Origin of the sequence: Paenibacillus sp. VCA1 (genome assembly GCF_031583795.1) — a bacterium.
Lineage (GTDB): Bacteria > Bacillota > Bacilli > Paenibacillales > Paenibacillaceae > Paenibacillus_AQ > Paenibacillus_AQ albilobatus.
The window spans coordinates 248,357-269,122 of record NZ_JAVLSX010000006.1 but is presented as its reverse complement, the minus strand read 5'-3'; the positions used below and the strand labels follow the sequence as shown (position 1 = coordinate 269,122).

Genomic DNA, 20,766 nt, shown 5'->3' with positions numbered 1-20,766 from the left:
CCCCCCCCTTATGCAAAAATTGGCAAAAAACAAATGCACAATCAAATGATAGGATGTTCGGAGCGTCATGCCCATGCAAAAATCCGTCCTCTTTCATTAAAAATCAGACATTTCAATGTTTAACATTTTTGCGGCATCGTTCGGTGAGAAAGGCGCAAAAAAGACCGCATTTCAGCCAGCGTGCCGACGTTTGCGGTCTTTTCGTCCCGGGCGAACCCGGAGGAATGCCTTAGTGAACATCCGAGAAGGGAGCCTATTTCGCCGTAACCTGCTTTCGCTCAAAGCAAGTCACCTCGAACAGGATCCCTCCCAAGGCGGTAAAATATAGCGAGTATCCGCCTCGAATATTGCGCGGCCGGGTTCCATCATGCATGCGGGCGGCGGTCAGCCTGTCGCAAAACCGGTCGACTTCTTCCGGCGTATCCACGATAAACCCTAGGTGATAACCTTCCGGATAGACGGGAGCTTCGCCCCCAAATGCTTTCGGGTTGCTTAAGACGAGCGTGAAGCCGCAGCGGTCGTTCATGACCAGCATGGCGTCTCCTTTTTGCTGCTCCAATTCGAAATCGAACAGGTTTTGAAATAGCTCTTTGGCTTCGGCCAGGTCGCCGACGCATAGATTCAAATGGTTTAAACGCATGTTATTCTACCTCCCACGCGGCTTCGATTTGTACGCCGTTCTGATCGACGAATATAAAATTGCGGATGGCGCCTTGCCCGTAAATGTCCGTCATAACGGTGCCTTGCTGCTGCAGCGTTTGGCGCAGTGTCATGGCCTCTTGCTCGGAAGCCAACGCAAACGCGATATGCTGCAGCGCTCCCGGCACGAATCGGTACAAGTCCGCAGAACCCGGATCGTCCATCAGCCGGCGGATCGCATCGGCGCTTGAGGTTATTTCGGCATCGGGGTATTCAAAAAAATGGAGCCCCCATGCATCGGTGTCGCCCGGCTTGATAAAGCAATGCCTGCCGCGCTGTTTCATCGCCGGGTAAATGTTGCCGGCTTTCATGCCGAGAACATCCTCATAAAAGCGAATCGTTGCATCCAAATCCGGGGTTACCAAGGCGATATGATGGAAGCCGAGCCAATGAAAGCGCGGTTGTTTCCCATGTTGATCCAATACATCCATTTCAAATGCTCTCCTTTCAACAAACTAATTAGAATTCTAACTACTAGGCGAAAAAAGCGGATTTTACCGCTTCTCGAATATTCCGACCATTTTGACCAACAGCTTCTTCAACGAGTCGAACTCCTCGGGCGTTAAGCCAGCCTTGACCTTGTTTTCGACGTCCGCGGCAAACCGCTCCGTTTCATCGGCCGTCCGCACGCCTTCGTCGGTCAAGAAGATCAGCTTGAACCGGCCGTCTTCAGGGTGATCCTTGCGCACGATGAGCCCTTTTTTCTCCAGGCCGTTCATCAGGCTCGTCACGCTGGGACGTTCGATCATCAGGATCGGCTCGATTTGGGAGGAAGTGATGCCCGGGAATTGCCGGATGATGCGCAGCGCGCTCCACTGCGTATGCGTCAGCCCCAAGGGTTTCAACATTTCCTCGACATCCTTGCGAAGCGTAATGTACCCCATCTTCATCAACCGCCCGATGGGACCGTCCTGCCATTTCCACTCGGATTTTCGCTCCGTCACGATCATGCACCCCAAACTAGTTAGAATTCTAACTAGATCATAGCGATGCAGATCCTCATTTGTCAATAGGCAAATTCCAATGGCCGGCCGAAGACCCACAGACTTCATAAGCTTTGAGGAGAAAGGGGAGACGCATTCCATCAGTATAAAAAGAAATCCAATGGGCAAATCTACCTTTGACGAAAATATGCAGGGCAAAAATTTGCTTTTAAGGAGACAGCGACCTATGACGAACGAACAAAAGCCATCGGAACACGGAATTTCGGTCACGGGCTCGGGCGACGCGCTGGACCGGCGGATGGGCACGGGGGAAGACGACATGACGTTGACCACAAGGCAGGGCCATCCGGTAACCAATAATCAAAGCATTCGGACGGTAGGGAACCGCGGACCGGCGACTCTTGAAAACTATCAATTCATCGAAAAAATCACCCATTTCGACCGGGAACGCGTGCCGGAGCGGGTGGTGCATGCCCGTGGCGCGGGCGCGCACGGCTATTTCGAATCCTACGGGAAGGTGGGAGACGAGCCGGTTTCGAAATATACCCGGGCCAAGCTATTTCAGGGGGAAGGCAAAAGAACTCCCGTTTTTGTCCGTTTCTCAAGCGTTATACATGGCGGGCATTCCCCGGAAACGCTGCGCGACCCGAGAGGATTTGCCGTCAAATTCTATACGGAAGACGGCAACTGGGATTTGGTGGGCAACAACCTGAAAATCTTCTTTATCCGCGATGCCATCAAATTCCCCGATATGATCCATGCCTTCAAACCCGATCCGGTGACGAACATTCAGGACAACGAACGCTTTTTCGACTTTTGCTCCAACTCGCCGGAAACGCTGCACATGGTGACGTTCGTGCAATCCCCATGGGGGATTCCGGCCAACTACCGGCAAATGCAGGGTTCCGGGGTGAATACCTACAAATGGGTGAACGACAAGGGGGAAGCGGTGCTCGTCAAATACCATTGGGAGCCGAAGCAGGGCATCAAAAATTTGACCCAGAAGGAAGCCGAAGCGATTCAGGCGAAAAATTTCAACCATGCGACGCAGGATTTGTACGAGGCGATCGAACGCGGCGACTATCCGGAATGGGAGCTGTTCGTGCAGATTTTAAGCGACGACGAACACCCGGAACTGGATTTTGACCCGCTGGACGATACGAAGCTGTGGCCGAAAGAGCAAATTCCGTGGCTTCCGGTCGGGCGGATGGTGCTGAACAAAAATCCGGAGAACTATTTCGCGGAGGTCGAGCAAGCGGCGTTCGGAACCGGCGTTCTCGTGGACGGTCTGGATTTTTCCGATGACAAAATGCTGCAAGGCCGCACGTTGTCCTATTCCGACACCCAACGATACCGCGTCGGCGCGAACTACTTGCAGCTGCCGATCAATGCGCCGAAAAAGCGCGTAGCGACCAACCAGCGCGACGGGCAAATGACGTACCATGTGGACCTGGCTCCCGGCCAAAACCCGCACGTCAATTACGAGCCATCTTCGTTAAACGGGCTGCAGGAGGCAGCCCGAACGAGCGCCGACTATACGCCTCACGTCGAAGGAAAGCTGGTGCGCGAGAGCATCGACCGGACGAATGATTACAAGCAGGCAGGGGAAACGTACCGGGCGTTCAGCGATTTCGAAAAAGACGAGCTGATCAGCAATCTAGTGAACGGTCTCTCTTCCTGCAAACCGGTCATTCAGAACAAGATGATCGAGCATTTGACAAAATGCGACCCGGATTACGGGCGCCGCGTTGCCGAAGGACTCAAGCGGCATGGGGCTAGCAATGACCACGGCCCGCTAGGTGCGACCGGAACACACGAGGCGGTGAAGGAAGCGGAGCGTAAAGGCCACGAGAGTGATTCCTATTAAGCAATTTGACGTGAACGAAAAATAGAACGGCAGCAAAACTGAAGCTAACCAGCGCAAACGTTCCCCCGGAATCCCCGCGCATGGTTAGCTTGTTTTTTTGAGCGATCCAAATGCGGATTGCAAAAAAATTTTTCAAAAACCGTTGACATACCTTCGGTAGGTATGTAAAATTTGAGATACCTACCGAAGGTATGTTGAAGCTTTTGCCGAATAATTACGAGCAGCAAACAAGTATGACGTTTAAAAATCAATGGGAGAGGATGATCCAGGTTGAGCAAAGGATCGAAATGGCTGTTTACCGATTTGAAACAAGAGCTTGAACGGGAGCCGCTTCATATTCAAGGGATCTTCCCGGAATGGCTGTCGGGAACTTTATTCCGGAACGGACCGGCCAAGTTTATGGAAAGCCATCTGTTCGATGGACTCGCAATGATTCATAAATTTGCGATTGACCACGGCTGCGTGACGTACTCGAATCGTTTTCTGCGTACGCCGGCCTACGATCGGGCCATGACAAACGGGCAGACGTTATCGGGATTCGCCTCCCCTTCGTCTTCCGGGGCCAAAGGCTATAACGCCAATGTCAGCGTCACCCGGATTGACCATCACTTTGCAGCCCTGACCGAATCGCCCGACATCGTCGCCTTCGATCCTTGCTCACTGGGAACGATCGGCGTTCTCCCTTACGAGGACGACCTGCCCGCACATTACACAACGGCTCATCCTCATTACGATTTTCGCCGCAAAAGCTTGTTTAATTTCACGGTCCAGTTCGGCCGAACTTGTTCCTATCATGTGTACGGGATGCCTGATGGGACCCGCCGCCGCAAGCTGATCGGCACGGTGGAGACGACGGCGCCTGCGTATATGCACAGTTTTGCCATGACGGAAAACTATATCGTCCTCGTGGAATTTCCGTTGATCTTCAATCCACTCGAATTGATGCAAGGCGAGAAATCGATCGCGGACAGCATGCACTGGATGCCTGAAAGAGGAACCCGTTTTCTCGTGGTCGGCAAGAACAGCGGCAAGCTTGAACGTGTTTTCGAAAGCGATTCTTGCTTTTCGTTCCATCTGATCAATGCATACGAAAAGCAAGGCGACATTTTTATTGATGCGTGTGCGATGAAAAAAATCTCCATGGGCTCGATCAATCCCGGGCATTTGAGCGAATTGGCGTATAACCCCTCCAATCAGCCGGCGATGCTGCGGTTCAGATTGTCGCCCGGGAAAACCGTGGCGGCCGTTGAACGCTTATCCGAGGAAACGATGGAATTTCCAGGGATTCATTATCGCTGGTCGAACGCAGCGGAATACCGATACGCCTATGGTACCAGCACCAACCGGAATCGTCCCGAAAGCATAGAGAATCAGTTGGTCAAGGTGGATACGCACTTCGGAACGGCAAAAACCTGGTTTCAGGAAGGTCATTATCCGGGGGAGCCCGTGTTTGTGGCCACGCCCCAAGCTTCAAGCGAAGACGATGGCGTCATTTTGTCCGTCGTATTGGACGGCGATGGCGGAAGCTCCTACCTGCTTGCGCTTGATGCGGTTACGTTTGAAGAGCTTGGCAGGGCCGTCGTCCCGCATCATATTCCGTATGGGTTTCACGGTTTGTACACGAATGAATTATTTAATGAAGAGGAAGGGGTATAACTATGAAAACTCGTCGAGCCATCATCGTTACTCTGGTTTTGAATATCGTGCTGCCTTACTTGATTTACACCATGCTTATCCCGCATACTAGCAGCATTGTCGCTTTGTCCATCGCTTCCGTCGTTCCGCTTTTCGATTCCGTTTACAGCCTGATCAAGTCGCGCAAAGTGGATGCATTCTCCAGCTTTATCTTTTTGGGCCTTATTCTTGGGGTCATTGCCGTTCTCGTTGGCGGCGACGAACGTTTCATCCTGCTGCGCGAATCCTATGTGACCGGGATCATGGGGATTTTGTTTTTAGGTTCGCTCTGTTTTGCCCGGCCGCTCATTTATTATTTTGCCGACAGATTTACGGGGCATGATCCGAACATGGAGCAGAAGTGGAACCAATCTCCGGTTTATCGGCGCAGGTTCCGTTTGATGACCGGAGTCTGGGGCGTTTGCTTGCTGCTGGAGGCAGGCGTCAAAGTGGTGCTTGTTTACAGTTTGTCGGTGCCGGCTTTCCTTGCGATTTCGCCTTTTTTCACTTATGGCATCATCGCGTTGGCGATTTGGTGGAATATCGCCTATGTCAGAAAAATAAAAAAACAGGCTGCGCGCAATACCGGCGTGACACCGTAATAGGGAGGTTAACCATATCATGTCCATAGACAAACCAATGAATGAAAGCTTAAAACTGCTGCTAGACACTGCGGAAGAGATGATATTGGAAAAGGGGTGCCGGGCGACGACGCTTCAGGATATCGCGGACCGGGCCGGATTGACCAAAGGAGCGATCTATCACTACGTCAAAAGCAAAGATGAGCTTTTCGGCATGATTTTGGAGGCGGGATTGGAAAAAACGAACCAGCGTTTTTATGAATCCGTCGAAAAATCCCCGGGCGGCGACGAAGGGCTTCAAGGCCCGATGAACGCGCTGTCGCAGCGGATCGGGAGGGTCGGGGCGGCCGACAACGCAACCACCCTGATCTTCATGTATTTGCTGAGCAACAAAGATAAACCCGCCGTGGCGGATATTTTGAAACGGCATTACGAAGCTTCCATCGAGTCTTCCACGAAATGGATCGAGGTCGGGCAACAGCATGGAGGCATTCCTGCCACGATCGATGCGAGAAAGGCTTCACGCATGTTGGCGTTGTTCAAGAATGGACTGCAGATTCAGCGCATTATCGGCGCGGACGACCATATCGACGAAGCGGAAGTATACAAGTTTTTGATGAGCGCGCTCACGCATGATGATGCTAAAACGGATGAAGCCTAGTGTTTCATTCGTTTTTTTGCTTTACAAGAATTTTGCAAAAACGCGGCGCCGATAGTCGTTAGGAGGTTATTTTTTTGATCTTTTTCCCTGTTTTCACATAACCGTATCCCAACAAACCAAATAAAAGCACGTAAATGCAGGCGACAGGAAGGATGATTCCCCATACGCCGCTGTAATGGTTCAATACATTGACCATATTGGTTGAAAAAATGATGACATTCGTAAGCATCAATATTCCGATGACGCGCTGAATCTTTTTGTAATGCTCGGTCAAAGATTCGGTATCCGTATACAGCTTCGGGAGGTCACCCGATTCCCATTCCGTGCGGAAATAATGCCACGCGCCTTTGTAAGAAGACACATATTCCCATCCCGCGTCTTGATACAAATCCCTATATTCCTGCAGGCGTTCTTTCGTAAGTCCCGGCTGATAATCCAAACGGTAGGTGTATCGTACCGAAGGATTGCGCGTGAAAAAGCTATTGAATGCGCCCGCTTTCTTAAAGTGGAGCCCTTGGGCGGACAATCCATTTAACCATTCTTCTTCTTTCTCATAGTTCCAGCTTGTCGTGAAGCGGAATCTTTTCTCCAAATGCTCAACCATGCATCGTCACTCCTTCGTTTCATTTACTGCCTGTTCGCCTGCCGCCAGAAGCTCCTTCAGCCGAACGATTTCCGCAGCGACAACGGTTTTTCCGTCTGGCGTAATTTGATACATTTTACGCCTTGGGTCCGAGCCTTCAGGCATCGGAAAATGATCGATCAGTCCTTTTTTCAGCAACGTATTCAGCGCTGTGTACAGCGTTCCCGCGCCGATTTTTACTCTGCCGCCGCTCATTTTTTCCGTATCCTGCATGATGCCGTAGCCGTGTGCGGGCTCTTTGTACAAGGCGATCAATATATAATAAAAAGCTTCGGTCAGCGGCAGCATCTGTTCAGGTGGTTTCAACGGTGTTCTCCTCCGAAATATAATGAGTATCGATATATCATATAACGATATATTAAGATCAGTTATATCGAATGTCAATATAAAAACTGCATATATTTTCTTCATTAAACGTGAGGGCGTATAATGCGTTATCATCCGTTTTTATTTTAGTTACATGTTAAATAAAAATCCGAACGTCGTTTCGAACGCGAACAAATGAAATGCCAACTATGATTATGTTTTTCGCTCTCTTTAGTGCAATAGCTTATTTGGGATCGATAAGGCGCCCTAAAACCTATGAACTTTAGTATTGAATTTCAAATCGATTTGATATAATATAATCTAAAATATTTTAATTGTTTTCAAATTAAATGGTTTTGAAAGCGTTTAATTATTCGCGGGAATGAAAGAAAGGAGATGCGGCCGGTTACATAAAGGAAAATACGATGCAGGAAGACATGTTCCGCTACGCAAGGACAAGGGAGGAGAAACATAAATGAAAAGAAAAAGCGTATCCATGCTCGCCGCGTTGATGCTGTTTGCATCGGTTGCGGGGCAAGGGTTTGGACAGGATGCGGCCGGAGCTGCTTCAAGCCGCGGCAATGAGGGGAAAACGGAAAGTCAGGGAGGAACCAAACCCGTGTTTGCGAACGTATCCGTACATGACCCTTCGATCGTGAAGGACGGCGATACGTATTACGTATTCGGTTCGCATATCGAGGCGGCGAAGTCGAAGGATTTGCAGAACTGGACCCGGTTTACGAACGGATATACGACGCCAAGGAACACGCTGTACGGGGATTTGTCCAAAAATCTTGCGGAGTCCTTTGCTTGGGCGGGCGAGAACGATTCGGACAGCAAAGGCGGTTTTTCGGTATGGGCGCCCGAAGTGTTCTGGAACAATGACTACGTCAATGCCGACGGAACCAAAGGGGCGTACATGATTTATTATTGCACGTCCTCGACGTATATCCGGTCCGCGATCGGTTACGCGGTATCTCAAAACATCGAGGGCCCTTACAAGGACGTCGGCACGCTTGTATACTCCGGATTTACCCGCGACGATGCGAAGGATAAGGACAGCCAGGTCAACAAAAAATGGACGAATACGAACATCCGGAAACTGATCGAAGGCGGCACATTGTCCGGCGCCAACGACCGATGGTTTAACCCGGACGGCTCTTACGCCAACGGCACCTATCCGAACGCGATCGATCCGAACCTGTTCCGCGATAAGGACGGCAAGCTTTGGATGAGTTACGGCTCGTGGTCGGGCGGTATCTTTGTGCTTCAGGTCGATGAAAAGACCGGCAAGGTCATCTATCCCGGCAAAGACGGCAAAACGGCGGACGGACGTCTGATCGACCGGTATTTCGGAACGAAAATCGCCGGCGGATTCGGCAAATCCGGCGAAGGCCCTTACGTCATTTACGACAAGGAAACCGGATATTATTACCTGTATGTGACTTACGGATGGCTTGGCGCCGACGGCGGCTACAACATGCGCGTATTCCGCTCGAAAAATCCGGACGGCCCTTACCTGGATGCCGGCGGGCAAAACGCCGTGCTCCCGGCCGATACCGACAATGCGCCTTACGGCAACAAACTGATGGGCAATTACTTGTTCCAGCGGGATGTGGGTGATCCGGGAACCGGGATTGGCGTGGGTTACGTATCTTCCGGACATAATTCCGTCCTGATCGATGAGAAGACGGGCAAACGCTTTTTGGTATTCCATACCCGCTTCCCGAACATGGGCGAGGCGCATGAGCTGCGGGTGCACCAGATTTTCATGAACGGGGAAGGCTGGCCGGTTGTCGCTCCATACCGCTATACAGGGGAAACCTTGCAGAAGGTCGACCGCCAGGAGCTGATCGGGGAATACAAATTCATTAATCACGGCAAAGAGACGAGTCCGGCGATCCAAAAGGCGCGGTATATCCAGCTGGACAAAAATAATACCATTTCCGGAGACGTGACCGGTACGTGGAAAAAGACGGCACATAACGAAGCCGAGCTTACCATTGGCGGCAAAGTCTATTCCGGCGTGTTCGTCAGCGAATGGGATCCGGTGTCCGAACGCCGCGTCATGACCTTTACGGCGTCTTCGCATGAAGGCGAAGCCGTGTGGGGAAGCAAGCTGGAAGAACAAACCGATAAGCAAATCGTACAGTCCGTTTATCAAGATCTGAACCTCGGGGATACGACCAAGGTCGTTTCCGATTTGGTTTTGCCGGCAGAAGGAACGCGTCATACGGCAATTACGTGGGAGAGCTCGGATCCGACCGTCGTATCCGCCAAAGGAGAGATTCGCCGTCCGGAAGAAGGATTTGCGGTTACTGCGGAGCTTACGGCAACGATCACGAGAGGAAAGGAAAAGCAAACGAAGCGCTTTGAGGTTACCGTCCTTCCGTACGTCAAAGCGAAGCTTCAAGCCCGTTACGGGTTTGACGGAAATTTGGCGGAGGAATCCGGACGATTCGAAGCCGGCACCGTTTCCGGGGACCGGATCGACAAGGCCGGAGGCAGCATTACGTTTGCCGATGGCAAAAACGGCCAAGCGGCCCGCTTTGACGGCAAGTCGGGGATCCGCCTTCCGAAAGGGCTCATCGCGAGCAATACCTATTCCGTATCCCTCTGGGTCAAACCGGAGGCGTTAACGGCGTATACTCCGACCTTTTTCGGCGCCAAAGACAGCGAGCATTGGGTAAGCCTGGTGCCGCGCGGCCCGGTGAAGGACAACACGATGGTATGGTCGGGCAGCGCAAGCTGGTACGACGGTCCGGCGGGAATGACGGTTCCGGCCGGGGATTGGACTCATCTGGCATTCTCCGTGGACCTCGGCACGTTAACGGTTTATGTAAACGGGGTTCAGAAATTTAAAGGGGCAAACTTCCCTGACGTATTTAGCGGAGGGGATGCAGTGTTCAGCCTCGGGGTCAATTGGTGGGATGCCCCTTTCAAAGGGCTGATCGACGACCTTCGCATTTATGACGGGGCGCTGACGCCTGCACAGGCTGGCGAATTGCCGAATTTGAAGTCGTAGCGAAAACGAAAGAGCGAAAAAAGATAAAAAAGTGCAGATCGTTTCAAACCGGGGCGCAAGCAGGGAAATAACCTGCTTCGCCCCGATTTCTTTTTGGCGGAGATTGGAGATATTTGGATTCCGTCTGAAACAAAAGGGGCGCAAGCGCGTATAACAAAAAAGCACCGAAAACGTGGTGCAAGAAAGGAGGTGATCGCGATGAGCACGATTCATATGCTGGTCGGCCTCCCGGGCAGCGGCAAAAGCCATTACGCCAAAGAATTATGCAAACGTCAGCGCGCCGCACTGGTCGCGACGGACGCCATCCGCGAAAAATTGTTCGGCAGCGAATCGATTCAAAAAAACGCGTACCTGGTTTTTGAAGAAGCTTTTTTGGAGATCAGGAAGGCTCTGGAATCCGGCCGAAACGTCGTTTTTGACGCCACGAACGTGAGCCGGGACCGCAGGTTGAAGTTTTTGAAAACATTCACGGACGCACCCGTGGAATGCCATGTCATGACGACGCCGTACGAGGTGGTTGCGGAGCGCAATCTTTCGAGAAAACGCCGGGTCGGTGAAAGGATTTTAACGAAATACGCCAAAAGCTTCGAATTCCCCGTCGCCGGTGAAGGTTTCCAGGAACTGCATTTGGTTCATTTCCCTTCGGGAACGGGTCTTGAGCGGGAGACGCTGGAGCAGCTGCTTGCGAGCGGGGCGGACCACGACACGCTTTTTGCGTATTTATCGGCATATCCGCACTTTCGGACGATGCTTGGCTTCGACCAGGAAAATCCGCATCATTCCAAGACGTTGTCGGAGCACACGTATGCCGTGCTGGAATACTTGAACGCCTGCTACGAAGGTGAGCATTTGCTCGCCATGCAGCTGGCCGCATTGTTCCATGACATAGGCAAGCCGTTCAGCAAAGTATGGAAAGCATCCCGCGGCTATTATTCGTATTACGGGCATGAGCATGTATCGGCAAGCATCGCCGCCCATGCATTGCAGGAGCTCGGATATGACAAAGGGTTCGTCCTTCATGTCGTACATCTGGTCAGCTTCCATATGGATATTTTGCATGGCGGGGATGCAGGAGCATCAAAAATTTACCATCTGCTCGGCGAGGACGTGCTGGCGGAGCTTTATTTTTTCGCCGAAGCGGACACGTTTGCCAAATAAGAAATTGGCGGCTGTTTCGGAGCATACAAGCTCAATTATGGGCGAGTTGACGGGAGGTGAACGAAATGAAAATAAAATACCCGCGCACGATGCATCTGCCATGGTCGAGAAGCTATACCGACGATGACAAAATTTTGCGGAACACCGATCATTTTGCGGGCCGCGAAGTGGTCATTACCGAAAAAATGGATGGGGAAAACACGACGATGTACCCCGACGACATCCATGCCAGATCCCTTGACAGCAAGGATCATCCGTCCCGGCACTTTGTCAAAACGCTGCATGGCGGGATCCGGTATTTGATACCGGAGGGCTACCGGTTATGCGGGGAAAACGTATATGCCAAGCATTCGATTGAATATGTATCATTGCCTTCGTATTTCATGCTGTTTTCGGTATGGAACGAGCGCAACGTATGCCTTTCCTGGGACGAAACGGAAAGCTGGGCGGCGCGTCTTGGGCTATCGACCGTTCCGGTATTGTACAGGGGGATATGGAGCGAAGAAGCGGCTAAAGCTTGTTACACGAAGCTGTCCCGCTGCGGCGGAGAGCAGGAAGGGTACGTCGTAAGGCTGGCGTCCGCGTTCCGATACGAGGATTTTCAGCAAAGCGCGGCCAAATTCGTCCGCAAAAACCACGTGCAAACCGACGAGCATTGGTTAAGCAAGCCGGTCGAACCCAATCGGTTAGCCCCATCGCCGTAAAAATAGCAGCTAGGTCAAGCAACGGGATAAGCGGTTCACAATTCAAGAAAAGAAAGGCGTGTTGATCATGTAATTCGTCCGACAGATTTTCCGAGTTGAAGAAAAACCCGGCGGTACTATACATACGATGGGAGCAATCCTTAAAATTCCGTGCCTAAAGACGTTTATTCGGTTATCGTCATCATGCACAGGGAAAATCGAATGTTAGGAGAAATCTACTAAACATTCTAGTTCAAAAGCATTGTTTAAAGCCGTTTCACGTCCGGAAAATTGATGCAGCAGCGCAAAGGTTATATACTAATACATAATCAGGCTATGGAACCCCCTTCCTTCTATTCATCTTCCAATGGGCAATAGGGATTCCGATTTCCTGATTTTTTAGTTTCATAGCTTCATAACCTTACGGGGTACCCAAAAAATGCGACATTCACCCAAGAGCACCAAGTATCGAAACGTTTCTTTCGATTGAAGCTGCAACATACATAGGAAATTCAAAGAATCGCAACTCTCTTGGAAAGGAGATGGCCTCATGTGTACGGGGGCGGCTTTTTATCACACGGACCATATAGGTCCGCTGGAAGCCCTTGAGATCGGATGCGCTTTTTTCGAATCGACGGGCATTCGGATCACGAGTGCGGGTTATTATGAATATCTCGAGAACGGCGATCATGAAGGGGACCATGACATCATGGAAGTGTCCTTGGAAAAGTTGAGAGCACTGCTTGCAAGCGGGAAAGCAACCGCCTTCTGGCTGTACAACCAACAGGGGACGGTCCCTTGGAACGCCGCATTTGAATACCAAACGGACGGATTCGGGAGTTTCCCGCATATGGGCGCGTATTGCGATATCGGGATCGATCGGATTTACGGGAGGCTGACGGGTTGGATGAGGCAAACCGCCAAGCGGGTCCGTTTTCCGTACGGCATTCTGTATACGGCCGAAGACATGACGGATGCCTTTTATTATGCGGCGGGATATAACTTCACAACGATGTTTGCAACCGAAAACGGCTCTGCGTTCAACCGTGAAACGCCGGGCTTGTATAATGGACAGGCGCGTTATGTCGACAAAATGCTGCGGATGGCATATCCGTGCAATCTGTTGAATATGGAGCACTTAAAGATCGAACTCGGCGGAATCGCGCTTGGGGACTGGATTCAGTCTGATCCGAAACATGGGATTTTAAGCCGGGTCCGCGAAGATTTGTGGATGTGGGATGTGGAAGCCGGGCAGCTCGAAGAGATCAACAGGATTTTGGGAGAAGCGGGCATTCTGGTGGCATGGAGACCGCCGCAGCCGAAGAAGCCCCGAAGAAAATTGCCCTGATCAGCATATCAAAGGAATGGGTACCATCAAAGATTCGGAGGAAATGTATGTCGCGCCGACGGTTCAGCCGCTTGCAGGGGAACAGCAGGGGATGCCTTGCGTTCGAGCCCTTTTTTCTTATTCCTTACAGCATGTTTGGTACATATGCAACGCTTTATATGCATAACCTTGGCGTTTCCGAGACGAACATCGGATGGATTACCACCATCGGCCTCGTCGTCCAAGTGTTTTCTTCTTTCATCAGCGGGTACCTAACCGACCGAATGGGACGAAAATCGGCGATTTTGTATTTCGATCTATTGAGCTGGACATTGGCGACGTTGTTATGGGCCGTATCGCAAAACGCATGGTTTTTTGTGGCAGCGGCGATTGTGAACGGTTTTCAGCGGGTGCCGCATGTCGCGTTTTATTGCTTGGTGGTGGAGGATACGAAACCTTCCGACCGAACCTACGTTTTTACGCTGCTGCAGATTATTAGCGTCATCGGCGGGCTGTTTGCGCCGCTTGGCGGTTTGCTTGTAGAGCGTTTTGGCCTCGTGCCCGGCGTCAGGATCATGTATGTGCTTGCGTTTCTCATGATGACCTTTCAGTTCGTCGGACGGCATCTGACGACGCGCGAGACGGAAATCGGCCGGCGAAAAATGCGGGAAACGCGGGAGCTTGGCCTCAAAGAAAGCCTGATCGATTACGGCGGGGCCGTCCGCGATATTTTTGCCAGCAAACCGCTTTTTATCATTTTTGGCATTTATATTCTGTTCAATTTCCAAGCGACGATGAAATCGACGTATCTCTCGCTGTATCTGGCCGATTACTTGCATGTCAACAGCGGGTTGATCTCCCTTTTTCCGGCGGTGTCATCCGTCATCATGCTGCTGACGTTGTGGCTTCTTATGCCCAAAATCCCGGAACATGCCACAAACCGGGCCATGATGGCGGGTTTTGCGTTATCCGTCTTATCTAATGTCATGCTGGTCATTCTGCCGACTTCCAACCTGGCATGGATTGGATTAAGCACCGTATTCGCAGCCGTCGGATTGATGATCAGCTCTCCTTATTTGGAAGCGGCCGTACAAAATGCGATCGACGACGAGAAACGGGCCAAAGTATTTTCCATGCTGTCGGTGCTGATCCTGCTGCTGACTTCGCCTGCAGGCATTATCGGAGGCTGGGCTTACGAACTGGATCCGCGCATTCCGATTTGGATCGTTTCGGCTGCGTTTGCCGTTTCCGTCCTGCTGATGCTGATGCACCGCCAAGGGGAGCGGGTCCGCACTGACCGGGCGCTTAAACAATGAAGCGGATCGAAGAAAAAACTGCAACGCAATTAAAAGAAAGAACGTGGGAGGATGTCACGAATGAGCGAAGAAACAAATGCACCCGGCTGGGATGCCATCGAACAGCAATTTACGAAAATTTACGGGGAGCAGGAACCCAAGCATTACGGAACGATTCTTCCCTATATGCTCGGAGGGCAGGACCCTCTGCAGGGAATCAGCGCCTATCAAAGCGAGACGCCCGTTCCGCATTGGCATGTGGTGACTTACGGCTTTTCGGAGCTGTATGAAAAGGAATCGGAAGACGCGGAAATCAGCGGATACGGGTTCGAATTAACGTTTCGCCTCGCCCGGAGCCCGGAAGAGGAAGAACCGCCGGCTTGGGCTTTGAACCTGCTGCAAAACATGGGCCGATACGTGTTTAATACAGGCAACGTATTCAGGTCCGGGGATTATTTGGACGCAAACGGCCCGATCTGCCTCGGTTCCGACACGCAGCTCACAGCGCTCGCTTTTGTCCATGATCCGGAGCTTCCAGCCATTATCGAGACACCAAACGGAAACTTGGAATTTATTCAGATGGTCGGAATTACGAAGGATGAGCTCGAGTCCATGCAAACCTGGAATACGCTGGGGGTGCTCTCTACGGGACTTCCGTATATCCCGCAATACATCACCGATTTGGAACGGGAGTCGCTTCTCCGGATTCCCGCCGTCTCGGAAGCCGTGGAGAAAGGAATGGAAGAAGAAGGATCGAACACCGGCTTTTTGTTTGTTGATCAATTGGCTTGGACCCCGGGCAAAAAGGGACTGTTCAGCAAAACGCCTTCGGTGCTTTCTCTGGGAGCGAAGCAAGCCGGTATCGTCGGAAAGCTGCTTCGCGGACGGATTTTGAAAGGGAAAAGCTTAACCTTGGTGGGGCCGGACGTCAGGGTTGTGCTTGAACCGGGCGAACAGGCCGCGTGCGTGTTTGAAGAAGGGGAGGCCCGCATTTCGCTGAATGAAGAAGCCGTAACGGATTTTAGCCGAAATTTGCTTCCGAAAGAAAGCACGTTCAAGCTTCCGGCACTAAAAGGCGCCGAGATTCAAATCGTGAAAACCTACATCAAGGACCAGGACGGAAACGTGGTGGAGACGATCGGTTAGCGGGAGCAAGGGACAAGCAGAACTCCCCGGTCCAGGGGACAACGCCTGAACGCCGCGCCGTTGCAGCGATCTGCCGGGTCTGTTTTTGCATAGAGCTTTTATCATTAGTAGCGGTGAAGTTTCCGATATCGTCGTAGAGCATGAAACGCTGCTATTTTAAAGGAGGTTGGAACGTTGAACCAGGCTGCCGAAGCCTTTTTGCAGGATGTATGGCAACAAATAACGGATATTTACGAGAAAGAAAATGAAAGAATCGGGGAGCTGCCGAAGGGCAGAAAGCTGCAGGCGGGAATCAACGACTACTTGAGGGTCGCGTGGCGAAAGCCGAAGCTGGGCGGAGGATACGGACAATTCCATATCGATGTGTACGAACCGTTCGATTGGAGCGACGATTCTTACAAATTTGAGGCAGGGCCTTATGTCGAAGAGCTGACGGACGAGGTTCTTGCAAACGAATTTTTCCCTGCATTGTTGGAGCGGATGAACCGGATTTTTTTGGACGGACCTTATGATCCCCGTTTTTTTGACTACCGCTTGGAACTGGTATTCGAGTTTGATCGCGGCGAATCCGTGCTCCGGCACTCCCGGGTGTTACGAAATGAGGCGAAACGGCTAGAGCTCAAGCAGCGGTTGGAAACCTTCATTCAAACCAAAATCATGTCCGATCTTCCGGTGCTTCCCGCTCGGGAGGATGAATTTTTCTTTGCGCGCCTCCTTATGAATCCGGATGTTTTCGAGCAAAAACAAGAAAAAGTCGATCCGCTCATTCGCCGTCTCAGCGAGAAGCTGCGCTCAAACCGCGAACGGGCCGAAGGATGGGAATCCGAATGCGCTTCAGCGTTTAGAGGCTGGGCGGAGGAGCGCTTTTTGCCCCGTTATTTTCATCGAACCGGAAACTTTGGATTGGATTGGGCGTTGAAGGAAGCGGGAGAGAGAGAAGAGCCGCGATCCGGCGAACTGGAGTTTTTTATTTATGCTGCGCAGGAAATCGGGATCAAAGAACCGGATACCCGGCAGCAATATCTTGAGCTGGCCGCACGGCTCGGTTCGGAAAAGGCGGAAAGGTTTTTGAACGAAGGCAGCGGCCGGTTCGAAAGCTTGCGCAAGGGCAGCATGTTCCAAGGGAAAGCGAACGATATTTTGCAGACCATCGACGTCCGCATTCTTTCCGAAGAAGAAGCGGCCTACGGGGAGGCGCTGGACTACATCATCGACTTGCTGAAGCAAAGGTTTCCGAAAGGGTACAAGCTGGCGTTCAAGAGCAAAGAGAAGCATTACCTGCCCCTGAAAAAACTGGCGAAATCCCAGCAGCATCAATTTTTCGGCAATGCGCTTCGCTATCCTTCGCTTTACCCGCGGCTCGCGGCATATGCGGAGCTGGCGATGGAGGAATTTGCTTGGTACCGTGACGTGGAGCCGGGCGAGAAGTCGGTCATGCCGGGAACCTATGCCGTTTTTGGGCTTGGATTATACAGCGATGCCTATTTCCCTTTAGTTGAAAAATATATGGAGCTTGTCGATTCCGAGCATCAGTCGATGCAGGACGATTATGCGGATGCTTTTATCGAAGCCCATGGGCTCTCGGCCGAACGGATGCCGGTATTGGTGTCGATCCTGCTGGGCAGCGGCGAGTCGGCGAAACCCGCCAAAAATATCCCGATCGACCGCCCGGAATTGGCGGACGCGCTTTTGGCCGAGCTTGAAGCAAAAGAAGACGCTCGGCGGGAAACGGTACTGTACCGGATATTCGGCAGCTCAAGCAAACTCGCGCAGGCGGTCAAAAAAGCGTCTCCTCCCCTGAAGGACAAGCTGGAACGGCTGCTCGCGTGGTATCGGTAACGCCGAGGACATTCTCAGCGGGAACAAGCTTAATGAAGACGGCCATGCCCGCTGCGCATTTTGACGGTATGAAGCTGAAAGGAAGAAGCCCATGAACTGGAATGAGGCGGGAAATCCAAGGATGTGGATGCCGTCCGCTTGGCAGCGGAGCGGCTCGATCCGAACGAACGGGACGCCCGCGGAAGAACGCCGCTGATGCTTTGCATCACCAACCGGATGCCCCCCGAAGGAATTCGGCTTTTGCTGGAAAAGGGCTCGGATCTGGAAGCGGAAGACAAGCTGGGCGATACGGCACTAAAAAAAGCGGTGAAGTTTAAGCAAACGGAGACCGTCAAACTGCTGCTCGAATTCGGGGCTAAGCTTGATTCTCTGCACGGCATGGGCACGGCATGGAATGCGGCGAGGTTGGACAAATCGATGGCGGACCTGCTTCTGAATACGAAAGGGGCGGTGCGCCTAACTTTGGATAAACAAGAACGGAAAATCGTTGACGGCATTTTGTGCTTGGAATCGCTCGAAGACATGTGCGGTCGAATCCGACAGTTATCCTCGTCCGTACTTCTCCATGCCGTCCTCGACGGCTATAACTGGGACGATGGTCCGGAACCGATGATCGCCGCCTTCGAAAATCCGGCCATTGCCGACATCACGCTGCTCGATATGTACGAGCTGACGGATGCCGAATATTGGCTTGGCATGGACGGGGATGAATGGAAAATTTCGCGGAAGGCGGCCGATGGAGCAAACTTGCCAAAGGACTGCGGGAAAAAGTCGCGTCCCCGCCCGCATATTGAATTGTTGGGAGATGTGCGATGACGAACATGAGTCCTCTACAAATGGAACAGCTAAGGACATTGAAGGCTGCAAGCGAAAAGATTTGCGAGTTTATTGATTTTGAAATATTTGACCCGGAGCAATTGGATCGCGAGCAAATCGGATATGCCATGGATCCGGAAGGAAATTCCCTGGTCACCGGTGAAGAGGGCGCGTGGCAAGACGGCTGGCTCGTGATCGGGTATATGACAACGACGGGCGATCCGATCATCATCGAAACGGATGAACCGGGGCAGCCGGTGGCGGTTCTCATGCATGGTTTGGGCTACTGGGGCGCCGGCAGTTATATAGCGGGTTCGGTCGCACAATTTATCGAAGGCGTTAACCGCATCAGTCGGTTTCTTTCTCTGAAAACGAACGGGGAATCGGGTTTGCAGGTTACCTGCGATGAATTGAACGGGGTGGTTCATGCCATTTCGAACGCCGACGAATATGCGGATGGCGATATATGGAAAATGCTGCTGGAACCCGCTTACCGCTACGGACAACATCAAGAGGACGAGCTGGCCCGGCAAGTGAAAGCGATGAACGAACGTGGGATGAGCATTAAAGACATCGCCGAGAAGCTTTAAGTCCCTATTAAAGCGGCATATGGCATTTTAAAGAAGGCAAGAGGATTGTAAAAATGCAGCTGCGTCAAATCGGCCGCAGAAGGGAGAATGATATGTTCGCGGAACAACTCGATCGCATACGCAGAAAACTGGGGGAAGCGGCCGCGGCCGATGCGGAAAACACCGTATTTGGAGCACGCGTTCATAAGTATCGGCTCCATGAGCCGCTGAGACGAGAAGAACTGGAACGGTTCGAAAAAACGCATGGCATTCGGCTGCCGGAAGAATATGCAGCTTTTTTGACGGAAATCGGTAACGGCGGGGCGGGACCGTATTATGGCATACATCCGCTGGGTGCCAGACAGTCGATCGAGCTTGACGGCATCGGGCTGCCATCTCCGCTGCGGCCGCAATCACCCGTAGAGGCTTCGGAAAAAGGTGCGCATGAGGGTATGGATGAAGAAACGACGGGGATGGACGAAGAAAGCGAGTGCGAGTCTGAAATCTATCACGGGCTGCTGAATATCGGCGAGCAAGGCTGTTCGTATGAAACGATGCTGGTGGTTACCGGGGGATACCGGGGAAAGGTCGTATATATGAATTTGGACCATCCGAGGCCCTTTTTTACATATGAGGACCATTTTCTGGATTGGTACGAACGCTGGCTTGATGAGGTTATCGCCGGATATGAAAGCGCATGGTTCGGCCTTCGGCGCGCCGGAGACGAACGGGTATTAACGGAACTGTACCGCTCGCAGTCTTCCGAAGCCGTTCAAATCGAAGCGCTCGAAGGCATGCTGAAGCTGCGGGCGATCACGGATGAAACCGCCGACTTTATATGCAGCGTCCGTGCCGAGGCGTCGGAGAATGTCGGGCATGCTGCGCTTCATGTTCTGGCTAAATTCAAATTCGGCCGCGCCGAGGCGCTTTTGCGGGAGATGCTTGGGAGCGGCGACGCGGAATGCAGACTGAATGCGCAGCAGCTGATCAAATGGTATATGCCGAAAGGGGACGCGAGCTTTAACAAAGAACTGATTGCAATGCTGCCAAGCGAGACGGACGAGCGGTCGTTTCGGTTTATAACCATGGTTTTGAGCGACTCTGGTGCGGAAATGCTGCCGCTGCTGCTGCCTTTTTTTACTCACCCGGACAAGGAGTTTCGGATACAGGCCTTGTATCAGGCTGGCCACTCGAAGGCCAAAGCCGACTACCTCGAAGCCTTTTTGACGGCGCTGGAAGACGTCGAACCCCGGGTTCAGCATACGGCATTGCAGGCGCTCCGGGGGGTCACAGACCGAAGGCTGCTCCCGGCTTTTGAAAAGCTTTTGCAGCAGCATAAAACGAACAAAGATGATATCCGTTCCAACGTGAAGGGACTGCTGGAACATTTTCCGTTCACATCGATGGAACAGGTCGAACGCGAGCTTCCGTCTTCCCTGTTGCAGGTCAAAGGGATGCTGAAAAAAATATTGGACCCTTACCGCCGATCCTGAGCAGGCCGGGCTAGGGGATTGACGTTACCAAGAAGCGATA

19 protein-coding genes are annotated in these 20,766 nt (G+C 52.0%); 14 read left to right on the top strand and 5 right to left on the bottom strand.

Annotation, left to right across the window (positions count from 1 at the left end; genetic code table 11):
* Nucleotides 1–253: 253 nt before the first annotated feature.
* The 3 genes from RJP21_RS15775 to RJP21_RS15765 form a co-directional block, all read right to left on the bottom strand.
* The gene (locus RJP21_RS15775; RefSeq protein WP_310860108.1) at nucleotides 254–640 is read right to left on the bottom strand and encodes a VOC family protein; all 387 of its coding nucleotides are present in this window, start codon (nucleotides 638–640) and stop codon (nucleotides 254–256) included.
* 1 nt (nucleotide 641) lies between these two features.
* The gene (locus RJP21_RS15770; protein WP_310860107.1) at nucleotides 642–1,130 is read right to left on the bottom strand and encodes a VOC family protein; all 489 of its coding nucleotides are present in this window, start codon (nucleotides 1,128–1,130) and stop codon (nucleotides 642–644) included.
* Nucleotides 1,131–1,193: 63 nt separating this feature from the next.
* Nucleotides 1,194–1,643 (bottom strand): MarR family winged helix-turn-helix transcriptional regulator, encoded by a 450-nt coding sequence (locus RJP21_RS15765; protein WP_397386223.1) that lies wholly within the window; start codon nucleotides 1,641–1,643, stop codon nucleotides 1,194–1,196.
* A gap of 298 nt (nucleotides 1,644–1,941) precedes the next feature.
* Here RJP21_RS15765 and RJP21_RS15760 point away from each other — a divergent pair, with 298 nt between their 5' ends.
* From RJP21_RS15760 to RJP21_RS15745, 4 genes are all read left to right on the top strand, one after another.
* Entirely contained in the window at nucleotides 1,942–3,510 is a 1,569-nt protein-coding gene (locus tag RJP21_RS15760) for a catalase (RefSeq protein WP_373316199.1), read from the top strand.
* A 270-nt stretch (nucleotides 3,511–3,780) separates the two neighbouring features.
* Entirely contained in the window at nucleotides 3,781–5,166 is a 1,386-nt protein-coding gene (locus tag RJP21_RS15755; protein WP_310860104.1) for a carotenoid oxygenase family protein, read from the top strand.
* A 2-nt stretch (nucleotides 5,167–5,168) separates the two neighbouring features.
* The gene (locus RJP21_RS15750; protein WP_310860103.1) at nucleotides 5,169–5,786 is read left to right on the top strand and encodes a VC0807 family protein; all 618 of its coding nucleotides are present in this window, start codon (nucleotides 5,169–5,171) and stop codon (nucleotides 5,784–5,786) included.
* Between the two features lie 19 nt (nucleotides 5,787–5,805).
* Nucleotides 5,806–6,426 carry a TetR/AcrR family transcriptional regulator gene (locus RJP21_RS15745; protein ID WP_052147297.1) on the top strand — a complete coding sequence of 207 codons (621 nt, stop codon included), beginning with the start codon at nucleotides 5,806–5,808 and terminating at the stop codon, nucleotides 6,424–6,426.
* Nucleotides 6,427–6,484: 58 nt separating this feature from the next.
* Here the strand turns inward: RJP21_RS15745 and RJP21_RS15740 are convergent, their stop codons facing one another.
* Together RJP21_RS15740 and RJP21_RS15735 are read right to left on the bottom strand one after the other, a co-directional pair.
* Entirely contained in the window at nucleotides 6,485–7,030 is a 546-nt protein-coding gene (locus tag RJP21_RS15740; RefSeq protein ID WP_310860102.1) for a DUF2812 domain-containing protein, read from the bottom strand.
* Nucleotides 7,031–7,036: 6 nt separating this feature from the next.
* Nucleotides 7,037–7,375 carry a PadR family transcriptional regulator gene (locus RJP21_RS15735; protein WP_373309108.1) on the bottom strand — a complete coding sequence of 113 codons (339 nt, stop codon included), beginning with the start codon at nucleotides 7,373–7,375 and terminating at the stop codon, nucleotides 7,037–7,039.
* Nucleotides 7,376–7,850: 475 nt separating this feature from the next.
* Here RJP21_RS15735 and RJP21_RS15730 point away from each other — a divergent pair, with 475 nt between their 5' ends.
* The 10 genes from RJP21_RS15730 (at nucleotide 7,851) to RJP21_RS15685 (ending at nucleotide 20,726) form a co-directional block, all read left to right on the top strand.
* Nucleotides 7,851–10,400 carry a LamG-like jellyroll fold domain-containing protein gene (locus RJP21_RS15730; protein WP_310860101.1) on the top strand — a complete coding sequence of 850 codons (2,550 nt, stop codon included), beginning with the start codon at nucleotides 7,851–7,853 and terminating at the stop codon, nucleotides 10,398–10,400.
* Nucleotides 10,401–10,598: 198 nt separating this feature from the next.
* Entirely contained in the window at nucleotides 10,599–11,558 is a 960-nt protein-coding gene (locus tag RJP21_RS15725; protein WP_310860100.1) for an AAA family ATPase, read from the top strand.
* Between the two features lie 65 nt (nucleotides 11,559–11,623).
* On the top strand, nucleotides 11,624–12,262 hold the full coding sequence (locus RJP21_RS15720) for an RNA ligase family protein (protein WP_310860099.1): 639 nt from the start codon (nucleotides 11,624–11,626) through the stop codon (nucleotides 12,260–12,262).
* Nucleotides 12,263–12,791: 529 nt separating this feature from the next.
* Nucleotides 12,792–13,589: a hypothetical protein gene (locus tag RJP21_RS15715; protein ID WP_310860098.1), complete on the top strand. Its 798-nt coding sequence runs from the start codon at nucleotides 12,792–12,794 to the stop codon at nucleotides 13,587–13,589.
* A gap of 47 nt (nucleotides 13,590–13,636) precedes the next feature.
* Nucleotides 13,637–14,884 carry an MFS transporter gene (locus RJP21_RS15710; RefSeq protein WP_310860097.1) on the top strand — a complete coding sequence of 416 codons (1,248 nt, stop codon included), beginning with the start codon at nucleotides 13,637–13,639 and terminating at the stop codon, nucleotides 14,882–14,884.
* A gap of 60 nt (nucleotides 14,885–14,944) precedes the next feature.
* Complete coding sequence (locus tag RJP21_RS15705; protein ID WP_310860096.1) at nucleotides 14,945–16,009, top strand: suppressor of fused domain protein; 1,065 nt, start codon at nucleotides 14,945–14,947, stop codon at nucleotides 16,007–16,009.
* A gap of 174 nt (nucleotides 16,010–16,183) precedes the next feature.
* Entirely contained in the window at nucleotides 16,184–17,848 is a 1,665-nt protein-coding gene (locus tag RJP21_RS15700; protein WP_310860095.1) for a DUF6138 family protein, read from the top strand.
* A 123-nt stretch (nucleotides 17,849–17,971) separates the two neighbouring features.
* Nucleotides 17,972–18,664 carry a DUF4274 domain-containing protein gene (locus tag RJP21_RS15695; protein ID WP_310860094.1) on the top strand — a complete coding sequence of 231 codons (693 nt, stop codon included), beginning with the start codon at nucleotides 17,972–17,974 and terminating at the stop codon, nucleotides 18,662–18,664.
* A 20-nt stretch (nucleotides 18,665–18,684) separates the two neighbouring features.
* Entirely contained in the window at nucleotides 18,685–19,254 is a 570-nt protein-coding gene (locus RJP21_RS15690) for a hypothetical protein (RefSeq protein WP_310860093.1), read from the top strand.
* A 53-nt stretch (nucleotides 19,255–19,307) separates the two neighbouring features.
* Complete coding sequence (locus RJP21_RS15685) at nucleotides 19,308–20,726, top strand: HEAT repeat domain-containing protein (protein WP_310860092.1); 1,419 nt, start codon at nucleotides 19,308–19,310, stop codon at nucleotides 20,724–20,726.
* The last annotated feature ends 40 nt before the right edge of the window (nucleotides 20,727–20,766 follow it).